Origin of the sequence: Synechococcus sp. EJ6-Ellesmere, assembly GCF_024345875.1 — a bacterium.
In the GTDB taxonomy this organism is placed as follows: domain Bacteria; phylum Cyanobacteriota; class Cyanobacteriia; order PCC-6307; family Cyanobiaceae; genus Regnicoccus_A; species Regnicoccus_A antarcticus.
The window spans coordinates 1-12,302 of the sequence record NZ_JAGQBY010000094.1 but is presented as its reverse complement, the minus strand read 5'-3'; the positions used below and the strand labels follow the sequence as shown (position 1 = coordinate 12,302).

Genomic DNA, 12,302 nt, shown 5'->3' with positions numbered 1-12,302 from the left:
TTCCTGGTGCTGGGGGACAGCGGCTCGGCGCGCTATGGCGCCAGCAGCCCCCAACGGAAGGTGGCCGAGTTGCTCTTCTCCAACCAGGAGGGCGTGGGTTTTGTGCTCCACGCCGGGGATGTAGTGTATCTGGTGGGCTCCAGTGAGCAGTACCCGCGCAACTTCATCAGGCCCTACCGGGAATGGCTGGTGGGTGGCGACGACTGGCGCCGCCTGCGGTTCGACGAGATGACCTTCCGCCTGCCGTTTCTGCCTGTGCCGGGGAACCACGACTACTACGACCTCTCGCGGCCGCTGGTTCTGCTGGCGGGGCTCTCAAACCCCGTGCGCCGCCTCTGGCCGAGCCTGGTCTTCGATGTGGGGAGCCATGGCTCCCACGTGGGCGAGGCCTATGCCAGAGCCTTCCTCGACGGGCTCGCTGGCCTGCCGGAGGAGGAGCTGGCCGGGCACCTCGATCGGCACTACCGCGCCCAGCTGGATGGCCATCGCTGCCTGGCCTACCGCCCGGGGCAGTTCACCCGCCTGCCCAACCGCTATTACCACTTCCGATGGGCCGGCGTCGATGTGTTTGCACTCGATTCGAACACCCTCAACCAGGACGGGCCTGGCCTGGAGAAGGCTGGAAGTGGCGATCCCAGCCAACGGAACTGGCTGCGGGAGGCGCTGGTGACCTCCTGGCGCAACCCCCGGGTGCGCGGCCGGATCCTGGTGCTTCACCATCCGCCCTATGCCAGCGAAACCAGCAAGTGGCGGGAGCCGCAGACGCTGGCCGTGCGCCGTCAGCTGCGCGGGGTGCTTGATCTGGTGGCCGCCGAGGTGGGCAATCCCACGCCGCAGCGGCCCCTGCTCAATCTGGTGCTCACCGGCCATGCCCACTGTCTGGAACTGATGCGAAGCGGAGCCACCGGCCATGGGGACAGCCATATTCCCTGGCTGATCTGCGGCGGAAGCGGCTACAGCCTGCGGCGCCAGCGGCCCCAGGGGGGGACGCTGCTGGAAGGCCCCCCGGGGCAGGAGCGGACCGTGGCCCACTCCGAGCTGTTCGTGGGACGCACGGGCCATGGCGGCGCCTTACGGCGGCGCTTCACGGCCCTTCGGGTCGATGCAGCGGCGGGAGCTCCACTGAAGCTCACGCTCCGGCCCCTCGTGACCGAAAAGGTGTCGGGGGACTGGCGCAAGGAGCAGCTGGCACCGATCAACCTGTAGAGATGATCCAGCCACAGCCAGCTCCGGTGTCCCTCGCCATCGCCCTGCTCACGGTGTCGGATCGCCGCAGCGCCGATCCCTCCAGCGGTGACCCCTCAGGCGATGCCCTGCTGCAACGGCTGGAGGGAGCGGGTCACCGCCTGGCCGAACGACAGCTGGTGGCCGACAACCGCTACGCCATCCGCGCCGCGTTGAGCACCTGGATTGCCGATCCGGCGGTGCAGGTGGTGATCACCAGCGGTGGCACGGGCCTCACCGGCCGCGACGGAACGCCCGAGGCGGTGGCTCCCCTGCTGGACAAGACGATCGAGGGTTTTGGGGAACTGTTCCGGGTGCTCTCCTTCGAGGCGATCGGCACCAGCACCCTGCAGAGCCGCTGCCTGGCCGGAGTGGCCAACGGCACGATCCTTTTCGTGCTGCCCGGCTCCCTCGACGCGGTATCCACCGCCTGGGACCGCCTGATCCACGCTCAGCTCGACAACGGAACTCGACCCTGCAACCTGGTCCAGCTGCTGCCACGGCTGAACGAAGACCCACGCCAACCGGCGACGAATCCAGGATGAAAAGGTGAACCCTGAACCACGTCCGTCAGGGGCAACCTGTGAAATGAGCCGACGATCGGACACAGCGGCGGGCATGGCCAAACAGGTGGCGGGACAGACCGTGGGACGGGTGGAGGCCATCTGGCGCTACCCGGTCAAGTCGATGCTGGGCGAAAGCCTTGAAGCCGCGTCCATCGGCCGCGCTGGCCTGCTCGGCGACCGGGCCTATGCCCTCTGGGACCACGCCACCGGCCGGGTGGCCAGCGCCAAGAACCCCAGGCTCTGGAAGACCCTGCTCGGCTTTGCGGCCCATTGCCTGGAGTCGCCCCAGGAGGGAGCTGGAGCCACAGCTGTGGCGATTACAGCCCCTGACGGAGCGCAGGGCAGCCCAGACGGAGCCAGGGTGATCAGCAGCGACCCCACCGTGGACAGCTGGCTCTCGCAGCGGCTGGGCCGGGAGGTGAGCTTGCTGGATCAGGCTCCGGAGGGGGCCAGCCTGGATCAGTACTGGCCTGAGGTGCCGGAGAGGGAGTTTCAGGATGTGGTCAACGAACTGGTACTCCCCAGCGGCACCTTTTTCGATTCCTGCCTGATCCATGCCATCAGCACCGCCAGTTTGGAGCGGCTGCGGCAGCTCGAGCCTCAGCTCGACTTTGCCGTGGAGCGCTTTCGTCCCAACCTGCTGATCCGCCCGGAAGCTGGCAGCAGCGGGTTTGTCGAGGAATCCTGGATCGGCCACAGCCTTGGCCTGGGGGATGACCTGCGTCTTCATGTCAACGACGGCTGCCCCCGTTGCGTGGTGACCACGCTGGGCCAGGGGGAACTGCCGGAAACCCTGGAGATCCTGCGGGCCACCGCCCGGCACAACAACGTGGTGGCCGGGATCCGCCTGAGCGTGACCAATCCCGGCGAAGTCCGCGTCGGAGATCCGGTCACCCTGCTGGACTGAAGCCAAGGGTGATCGATCTGGCTGGGGAGATTCGGGAAGAGGCTCTCAGCTTTCGCTCAGCCAGTAGAACTGACCACCCTGCAGCGCGATGCAACCGTCGTATTGCGAGGGCTTGATTCCGCTGTAGAGATCTGTATAGTTCGCCCGCGGGTTGATGCCATAGCGGCTGTAGCTTTCCAACTCAAGCTGCTGGGGATGATCGTCAAAGTTGGCGATCACGAACACCTTTTCCGAGCTCCTGAGATGGTTGTAGCGGAGGTAACAGAGAAGATGCTGGTTGTCGGAATGCATCAGCTCGCGGTTGTTGAAATCGGCAAAGGCGGATATCTCCTTGCGGATGGAGATCATTCGCTTCATCGCCGTGAAGATCCTGCATTCCACTGTGCCGCGCTGATGCCGCAGGGCGGCCTTCTCCCAGTCAATCTTGGGTCGGTGGACCCAGCGGCTGTCGTTGGACTTGCTGGGATCGTCGATATAACTGTAGTCGTTGAGTTGACCCAACGCATCACCATTGTAGATCAGCGGGATTCCGCCAAAGGAAAGAATGACGCCATTAAGCAGCAGAATTTTGCTGATGGCCATATCGATCAGCCCTTGATCACCTTTTTCCAAGGCCGATTCAAGCCCCGCCAAGGAGGCAAGAGAGCCACAGATTCTTGCGTCACCAGTTGAGTCGTTACGCATGAACTCCAGCCCTCTGGCGGTATCAGAGAACTTGCCGGTGAAGTAATCAATCAGAAACATGCGGTGGGAATGGGGCTCATAGCCTGCAGCGGCAATATCCTTGTCATCAAAGCCAAAGCCGATGTCGTCATGACAACGAACATAAGTTAGCCAGGTGGCTCGATCCAACTTTGTAGGCAGACTCTTGATCCCTTCTCGCAACAACTTGGTGTTCCGCGTGGCAATACCGTCCCAGAGGAGTGCCATCAATGTGGCATTATAAGCAATCTCACATTCCTTCGCCACGATGGCATCCTCGCCAAAGTATTTCGCTACCTCACTTGGTGCCACAATGGCCTCAGCAATGAACAGAACACCAGGGGCTGTGACCTGACAACAGTCCTTGAGGAGTTGCAGAATCAGGTGAGCCTTGCGTTCGTTCTGGCAAGTTGATCCCAGCTTCTTCCAGAGGAAGGCGACAGCGTCGAGCCTGAGCACATCGACGCCTTGGTTGGCCCAGAACAGCACGATCGAGAGGATCTCGATGAAGACTTCAGGATTGCTGTAATTCAGATCCCACTGGTAATCGTGAAACACTGTCATCACCCAGCGCTTCATCTCCTCGTTCCAGGTGAAGTTACCGGGATCAGTTACCGGGAACACCATCGGCATCCCCTGCTCGAACACATCCGGCACCGACCTGTCTTCGAAGGTGAGATAGTAATTTTGGTAGCGCGGATCGCCATCCTTCGCCTTCAAGGCCCATTCATGCTCATCTGAGGTGTGATTAAGAACGATATCAAGAACCAACAGAATGCCGCATTTCCTGAATTGCTCAGAGATGCGCTGAATATCGTTAAGATCCCCAACTCGACTATCGATTTCGCGGAAGTTGCTGATGGCATAACCACCATCACTCTGACCCGCCGGGCACTTAAGAATTGGCATGATATGCACCATGTTGACTCCCAGCTCCTGGAAGTAACTGATCTTGCCAGCCAAGTCCCCAAGATCATTGGCAAATCCATTGGTGTAGAGGGCCATGCCCACCCACTTCTGAGAGAGGAACCAGTTGTGGTCCTGCTCTCGGCTCATTTCGATCCGCTCAGATTCCTCCGATCGGTAAATATAACCTTCCGCCATGGTCTCCACCAAACGAACGCTCTGGGGCTGAACGTCTTCTCGATCTCCATAAAGCGTGGAGAAGAGCGAATGGATCGCATAAAAGTTGGCGCCAAGGCGGGTGTAAAAATATCTGAGATTCTGTCGCTTAATCTCTGGCCTCAATTCATCGAGGATTGAGTTCAACAGGGAATGAGAGATCTGCTCGTACATCAGGAAGTCAACGGTGGGAGAAAAGGGTCTCGAAAAGAGAATCGAATCAGCTGGGGCCCGGGACTAGCGCCTGGCATCTGCCTCGCGAAATCAGCGAGCAACGTCAATAGGTAAACGCTGAATCGGTCTATAGAATCCAGGCCTTGGTTTCAGGATGGAAGTGCACCAGGCCTTCAAGAATTCCCGCGCTATAATTGCCATTCATGCCCAGAAAGTCGCCCTTGGCCACATACAACGACTGGTCGGTTCCCCGTTGACTGGAGCCTGCGCTGGCGTCCCGGAGCACATCTGGATGAGCATTGGCCACCAGAACGGAGGGGACGGGGCTCACCAGAATCGGCAGGTCATTGCCGCTGTCACCAGCAAACACCGTGCTGCTGGGGAGGAACCCCTGCTGCTGCATCAGGAACTCCACCGCGTGCAACTTGGTGGCCCGCTCGGGCAGGATATCGAGCAGGCCCACCTGAGCTTGTTCATCGACACTGTAGATCCAGCTGGATCGGGCCTGCAACTCCCGCAGCCGTGCCTCCATCACCCGACGAAGGCTGCCGAGGTCAACGCCCAGGGGCAGAAAGTAACTGAGCTTGTAGGTGCTCTGGCGATCCTGACCCTGCAGGGTGAGATCCTCGATGGTGGTGAAGGCCTCCGAGATCGCCCCACTGCTCAGCCCTGGCCAGTCGGTGGCGATCTCCACTTGCCAGGCCGTCGACTCCAGCCAATGCCCCGGCGGTTGCCACTGGTACATCCGGCTGCCGACATCACCGATCACCCAATCGGGCCTGGGGATCCCGAACTGCTCGATCGCCTGCTCCACCAGCGCCAGATGACGGCCGGAGACATAGGCCAGGGTGACCTCAGGCCGGGCCACCAACGCCGCAAAGCGATCGCGGGCCCCAGCCGACTCCGGCGACTCACCATTGGGCAGAAGGGTGCGATCGAGATCTGTGCAGAGCAGCAGTCGCGTCATGGCTGAGGGGGTGGTGTGGGCTGTTCAGTCAGGTTCCAAGGATCATGACCCGATCAGAAGAACCCGTAGTGCCTGATCGCTTCAAGGATTCCCCAGGCATGGGCTCCATTGGCAAAGTAGATCTGCTCGTTTTCACTGAGGTTGGAGAGTTCTTCCTGGTGCCTGTTGGAGACCACCACTCCAAGGGTGTTGCCACGCAGCATGTCGGCGTCGCCACCAGAGCCGCCCGTGACAAGGGTGCGCTCGAGCGGAATGTTGTATTGGTTGGCGACATACCGCAGGGCCTGCCCCTTGGAGGCCCGGGCCGGCACAATATCGAGGTATTGACCGAAAGAGAGGGTGGCATTCACCGAGAGCTCCTGCTGGCGCAGGAAGGCATGAATGTCCTCGAGGGGGGGAGCCAGCTCGCCGTCGTAGTAGTACGACACTTTGAAGCGGCTCTGTTCATTCTTGGGCTGGGGAGACAGCCCCGGCAGCGACTCCAGCACCCGGCGCAACACCTGGGGAGTCCAGGAGTGATCAATGTGATGGCTCCAGGCAATATCGGCAAACAGCTCGGAGGTGTAATAGATCTCCGTTCCCAGGCTGGTGATCAGCACATCCGGAGTGGGGATGTTGTAGCGCTTGAGGATGGTCAATACAGAATCGAGCCGCCGGCCTGTGGCAATCCCGAACAGGAACTGGCGGCGGTGGGTGCGCACCACCTTGGCGAACTGCTCCAGGGCTTCGGTATCTCCCAGCAGGGTGTTGTCGATGGCTGTGAACAGGGCCCGGTTCCTGTAACTGCTGAACTGATGGGTCGCTGGGGGCTGGACCAACGGTTTCGGCTTCGACACCACCGGCTGGAGCATGGACAGATAGGCCTTGGCGTGGGCCTCCCAGGAATAGAAGCGGGCGATGTTGCTGAGTCCGTTGCCAGAGAGCTCATCCCAGCGCCTGGGCTTCTCCAGGATGGAGAGGATGGCCTCAGCGATGTCCTCGCGGCTGAGGGGATCCACCAGCAGGCCGTTGTGGCAATTGCCGATGATGTCGACCGGACCACCGTTCTCGGTGGCCACCAGCGGCAGGCCACTGGCGGCGGCCTCCAGCAGGGTGAGGCCGAACGGTTCGGTGAGGGCGGGATTGACGAACACTCCCCTGGAGGCCGCCGCCAGGCGGTAGATCTCAGGAACCTGCTCGGAACTGTGGTGCTTGGGCAGGGCCACATGGCCATAAAGATCGAAGAAATCGATCACCCAGAGCAGTTCCGTCAAGACCGACTGAGCCCCGTCATTGAGCTCACGGATGTCGTCACGGTTGCCAGCCACGATCACCAGATTGGCCAACTCCTGAAGGCGCTTGCTCTGGCCATAGGCCTCCAGCAGCGAGACGATGTTCTTACGCTCATCGGGCCGAGACAGGGCCAGGATCATCGGCTTGGCCGGCTCCCGCAGGAACAGGCTGAGCGTGTCCTGAAAGTCTTGAGCGAGTGAAGGCTGACCCTGGACGGGGGGGTGAAATTGCTCGAGGTCTGTACCCGGCGGAATCACCGCCATCTTCTCAGGCGTGTAGTAATCGTAAAGCTCGTATTGGCTTTCGATTTCATTGCGCGTGCTGGTGATCACCAGCTCAGCACAACTGAGAGTATCCTCCTCGGCGCTGATCCGCGCCTGCATGTGATAGCGCTGCTCGATCTGATCGATGCCCATACCAACGGCAAGTAACCGGCGGTACTTGTCGCGACCGAGGGAGTGGCCCGTATGAATCAGTGGCAGACCTGTGAGATTCGAGAGCCGCACGCCCACATAGCCAGCATCGGCGTAATGGGTGTGGACGACATCCGGCATCCGGGGCTGCTCAGCCAACCAGGTGGAGAGGTGGTCAGCGAAACTGTCCATGTGGGGCCAGAGCTGCTCCTTGGGCAGGTACTCATTCGGGCCTGCCTTGACTCGTACGATCTGAAGATTCTCGGCCAGCTTCTCAATCGGAACGGCATAGTCTGGACTGACGTGATCATCATCAACCAGGCGAGTAACCAGATCCACCCGCTCTACGCCCTTTTGCCTGGCGAGGGCCTTGGCCAGTTCAACCACGTATTTCGTCTGACCGCCGGTGTCGGCATCGCGACCGAGCTCAAGATCCTGGCCGCGAATCAATCCATGCAAACTGATGAGAAGAATATAGAGACCACTGGGGTCAGCTGTATCAACCATGATCGCCTGGGGACAAGTGATTCAAGAATGCGTGGCACACGGGAGAAGCATGGAGATAAAACGCCCAGGCAAGAGCATGGAGTTACTCCTCCTTGATTAATCCATGCGCTAATAATACACATTTCCGGGCATTCCGTCAAGTCTTTATCGTGTCTCCAGAACTTTCATTCAGTAATAGCAAACCGTCAGGAGTGCAGGCGCAACGGCAGTCAGTCGCAGAAGGGGGTTTCCAGCTCTTGCCCGGGGGCGTTGAGGCGAGCCAGCAAAGCCGTGGGGCCCCGATCGCAATGCGGAGCAAGGGTCTCAGCCGGCGCAAGAGAGAGATCGAGACCTGACTGGACGCGGCGCTGAGGTGGACATCCGAGGCCAGATCCGGCAGGGACGGCAAGGCGATGAACAGCCTTGACAGTCCGAGCCTGGTCCCAGGCAGGCGAAAAAATCTGTGGCGTGCGCACCCTGCCTGGAAGCCGCGTGGATCGTATCGGTCCAAGGGGGCGGTGCTGCCAGCGGCGGGGCACGCCATCCTGAAGGGGTTGCCACCGCAGGGAGCTTCGTGAAGGCAGAACCGCCCGGGTCCAGCAGCGCCCCTGAGCTCGGCGGCGGCTGGCCGGTGATCGAGGGCTGGGCCAAGGCCACCCTTTCCCCGAAGGGCCCCCTGCTCTGGCAGACCCTTCTGCACAAGAGCGCCTGCCTCTCCTGCGCCTGGGGCACGGGCGGCCAGAACGGCGGCTTTCGCGATGAGCTGGGCGAACCGCTGCAACGCTGCCTCAAAAGCGTCGAGGCGATCGGGGCGGAACTGCAGCCGGCGGTGCCCGAGGCGGTCTTCGGCCAGCGCAGCCTCCAGGAGCTGCAGCGCCTCAGCTCCCTGGAGGCCGACCGCCTCGGCCGCCTCAGCCATCCCCTGATCCTGCGCGAGGGTCGCAGCCACTATGAGCGCCTCAGCTGGGACGACGTGCTGGAGCTGGCCGAAACGGCCTTCCGGCGGCCGCCGGAGCGGGTGGCCTCCTACAGCTCCGGCCGCTCCTCCAATGAGGCCGCCTACCTCTTGCAGCTGCTGCTGCGGGCCTGGGGCTCCAACAACCTGGCTGACTGCTCCGACCTCTGCCACGCCCCCTCCACAGTGGGCCTCAGCGAGGTGTTCGGCTCCGGCACCTCGATGGTGAGCCTCGAGAGCCTGCAGCAGGCGGAGTGTGTGGTGCTGGTGGGCTCCAACGCCCCGGCCAACCACCCACGGCTGATGAACGAGCTGATCCGTCTGCGCGAGCGCGGCGGCAGCGTGATCGTGATCAACCCGGTGCTGGAGGTGGGGCTGCTCAAGTTCGGCTCGCCGGCCTTTCCGATCAAGTCGATGCTGCGGGGCTCGGAGATCGCCTCGCTGTTCCTGCAACCGGTGCCGGGCAGCGACACGGCCGTCTTCCTGGGCATCCAGAAGGCGTTGCTGGAGGCCGGCCAGATCCGTTACGCGTTCCTGGCGGCCCACGCCGAAGGCGCCGAAGCGGTGCTGGAGCAGCTGCGCGCCACCCGCTGGGAGGCGATCAGCGCCTGCTGCGGCCTCAGCCGCGAGGAGCTGGAGCATGCCGCGGCCGTGATCGCCCGCTCCAGCGGCGTGGTCTTCGCCTGGGCGATGGGGATCACCCACCACGCCAACGGCACCGCCAACGTCCATGCCATCGCCAACACCGCCCTGCTCAGCGGCAACGTGGGTCGACCCGGCGCGGGCACGATGCCGATCCGCGGCCACTCCAACGTGCAGGGCTTCGGCTCCATGGGGGTGACGGTGAAGCTGCGCGCCGAGATGCAGCAGGCCCTCGAAGCGCTGCTGGGCCGTCCACTCAGCCGGGTGCCCGGCTACGACACCCGCGCCCTGATCGAAGCGGCGGAGGCCGGAGGGGTGGACACCCTGCTCTGCCTGGGGGGCAACCTCTGGGGCGCCAACCCGGATTCGCAGCAGGCCCGCCGCGCTCTCGGCCGCATCGACACCGTGATGTACCTGGCCACCAAGCCCAACCAGGGGCACTTCCATGGCCTCGGCGCCCGCCAGACCCTGGTGCTGCCGGTGTTCAACCGCTTCGAGACCCCGCACCGCACCACCACCGAATCGGGCAACAACTTCGTGCGCCTGAACGAACCCGGCAGCACCCACCTCAGGCGCGCCGACCTGATCAGCGAGGTGGGCTTCCTGGCCGAGCTGGCCCGGCGGCTGATGGGCAGCGAGCCCGTCGACTGGGGCCGCCTGCAGGATCCCGTCTACGTGCGCCAGCTGATCGCCCGCACGGTGCCCGGCTATGGCCCGATCGCGGAGATCGATGCCACCAAGCGCGAATTCAGCGTGGAGGGGCGGGTGTTCGAGCAGCCCAGCTTCCCCACGCCTTCAGGGAAAGCACGGATGGAGCCCACGCCCCTGCCGGCGCTGGAGCTGCCCGAGCCGGCCCACTTCGGTGGCCTGGCGCCGGGGGAGAGCGGCCTGGTGCTGGCGCTGATCACCGCCCGCAGCTACGGCCAGCACAACACCGTGGTCTACAAGGCGGGCGACGCCTACCGGGCCATGCCCCACCGCCAGACGATCCTGATGAACCGCGCCGACCTGGCCCGCACCGGCCTGGCCGCCCACCAGCGGGTGACGGTGCAGGGCGAGGCCGGCCGGCTGGAGGAGATCGAGATCATCCCCGGCGAGATCCGCGAGGGCGCCGCGCTGATGTTCTATCCGGAGGTGAACGCGATCATCCGCGCCCCGGTGGATCCCCGCAGCGGCACTCCGGCCTACAAGCGGGTGCCGGTGCTGGTGCGCGGCGGGCTCAGGCCTCTGGCGACGGTGCCAGGCGCCGCGTCATCTGGTGCAGGGGCAAGCTGAGCAGGATCAGGCCGAGGGCAGCGGCGCTGTTGGCGGTGTCGTTGCGGATCGCGGCGATCAGGAAGGCCAGGGAGCCCAGCCAGACGATCAGAGCGCTGATCGGATAGCCCGGATCGCGGAAGGGCCGCTCCAGGCCAGGCTCCCGCCAGCGCAGCAGCAGCAGCGAGGTGATGCCGCTCAGATACAGCAGCACGTAGAGGAAGGAGGCGATCCCCAGCAGGATCGTGAAATCACCGAACGCCACCAGCAGTCCCGCCGTGGAGGCGGTCAGCACCAGCGCCAGCACGGGGGTGCCGCCGGCACTCACGGCCGAGAACTGGGGCAGGAAGAGGCCATCACGGCTGAGGCCGTAGAGGATGCGCGGCGCGCCCATCACTACGGCATTCACCAGGCCGAAGGAGGAGATCAGCGCCAGCACCACGATCAGCTGGGAGCTCCACGACCCGAAAATCACCTCGGCGGCATCGGCCAGGGGCAGCACCGACCCGGCGATGCGCGAGACGGGCAGCAGCCGCAGCAGGGCCAGATTCACCAGCAGATACAGACCCGCCACGCTGAGCACGCCGCCCACCAGGGAGCGGGGCAGATCCTTGCTGGGCTCGGCGAATTCCTCGGCGAAATAGATCGGGCTGTGCCAGCCGTCGTAGGTGGTGATCACGGCCTGCATGGCGAACACCGCGCCGATGCCGAGGCTGATCCCACCAGCCGCCAGTGGATCAGCGGGGGCCGCGGCCTCCAGCAGAGGTTCGGACAGGCCCGCCAGCTCCCTCACCGGAGGGTGCAGGAAGCAGGCCGTGATCAGGCCGAGGAAGGCGATGGCCTTGCCCAGGCTGAGGATCTTCTGGCTGAGGCTGCCGGCCTCCAGGCCCAGCTGCTGAATCAGCGCAAAGGCCAGCAGCACCAGCAGGGCCACCACCTTGCTGCCCACGGGCAGGGCCGGCAGCAGGCCGATCGTGTAGTCGCCAATGGTGACCGCCACCCAGGCCAGGCCGGCGCAGTGGCCCACCCAGTCGATCCAGCCCACGGAGAAGCCGGCCTGATCCCCCAGGGCCCGCCGGGCGTAGACGGTCCAGCCACCGGCCCGGGGCATGCTGGTGCTCAGTTCGGCCACGGCGAAGGCCCCCAACAGGGCATAGAGCGCCCCCGCCACCCAGGCGGCCACGATCAGGGGCGCACTGCCGAGCTGCTCGGCCACCAGCCCTGGGGTGCGCAGGATGCCGGCCCCGATCGTGCCCCCCACCGCCCCGGCGATCCCGAAACTGACCCCGAGGATCTGCAGCAGCGAGCCAGACTGCGCTGGTGCTGATTCGGATGTGGACATCAGGCACCGTGCGATCGCCGCTGGCGGAACCCGAGCAGGCTCCCACCAGCGGCGAGTCTGCTCGGCGGCCAGGGTTCAGGGGGTGCAGGTCTGGGGCTGGTCATGAGGGCCAGGCGCAGGTGGTGGCGATCAACACCTCATCGGTGAGTGCATCACTGCGGCGCACCTCCGCCCAGCGCGCCTCCGAGACGGTGAGCTGCAGCCGCTCACCCATGGCCTCCCGCAACAGCGGGCTCGACTTGAAGGCCCGCACCGTCTGCGTGAGGGTCTGCGGAA

8 protein-coding genes are annotated in these 12,302 nt (G+C 63.9%); 4 read left to right on the top strand and 4 right to left on the bottom strand.

From position 1 onward, the window contains the following. The 3 genes from KBY78_RS11120 to KBY78_RS11110 all read left to right on the top strand — a co-directional run. Positions 1 to 1,206: metallophosphoesterase (locus tag KBY78_RS11120; protein WP_255143641.1), on the top strand; the 1,206-nt coding region annotated here is incomplete at its 5' end. 26 nt (positions 1,207 to 1,232) lie between these two features. Beyond that, positions 1,233 to 1,769, top strand: a complete 537-nt coding sequence (gene moaB, locus KBY78_RS11115; protein WP_006173188.1) for a molybdenum cofactor biosynthesis protein B — start codon at positions 1,233 to 1,235, stop codon at positions 1,767 to 1,769. Between the two features lie 43 nt (positions 1,770 to 1,812). Then, complete coding sequence (locus tag KBY78_RS11110; protein WP_255143639.1) at positions 1,813 to 2,697, top strand: MOSC domain-containing protein; 885 nt, start codon at positions 1,813 to 1,815, stop codon at positions 2,695 to 2,697. A gap of 45 nt (positions 2,698 to 2,742) precedes the next feature. Here the strand turns inward: KBY78_RS11110 and KBY78_RS11105 are convergent, their stop codons facing one another. The 3 genes from KBY78_RS11105 to KBY78_RS11095 all read right to left on the bottom strand — a co-directional run bounded on the left by KBY78_RS11105 (position 2,743) and on the right by KBY78_RS11095 (position 7,854). Beyond that, positions 2,743 to 4,695, bottom strand: coding sequence for an amylosucrase (locus KBY78_RS11105; protein WP_255143638.1), 1,953 nt, complete (start codon positions 4,693 to 4,695; stop codon positions 2,743 to 2,745). Between the two features lie 127 nt (positions 4,696 to 4,822). Next, positions 4,823 to 5,662 (bottom strand): HAD family hydrolase, encoded by an 840-nt coding sequence (locus KBY78_RS11100; protein ID WP_255143637.1) that lies wholly within the window; start codon positions 5,660 to 5,662, stop codon positions 4,823 to 4,825. 53 nt (positions 5,663 to 5,715) lie between these two features. Continuing rightward, a complete protein-coding gene (locus KBY78_RS11095; protein WP_255143636.1) occupies positions 5,716 to 7,854 on the bottom strand; it encodes an HAD-IIB family hydrolase in 2,139 nt (712 codons plus the stop codon). Positions 7,855 to 8,407: 553 nt separating this feature from the next. Here KBY78_RS11095 and KBY78_RS11090 point away from each other — a divergent pair. After that, a complete protein-coding gene (locus tag KBY78_RS11090; protein ID WP_255143635.1) occupies positions 8,408 to 10,705 on the top strand; it encodes an FdhF/YdeP family oxidoreductase in 2,298 nt (765 codons plus the stop codon). Here the strand turns inward: KBY78_RS11090 and KBY78_RS11085 are convergent. After that, entirely contained in the window at positions 10,650 to 12,026 is a 1,377-nt protein-coding gene (locus KBY78_RS11085) for an APC family permease (protein WP_255143634.1), read from the bottom strand. The two genes, KBY78_RS11090 and KBY78_RS11085, sit on opposite strands and share 56 nt — an antisense overlap. Between the last annotated feature and the right edge of the window lie 276 nt (positions 12,027 to 12,302).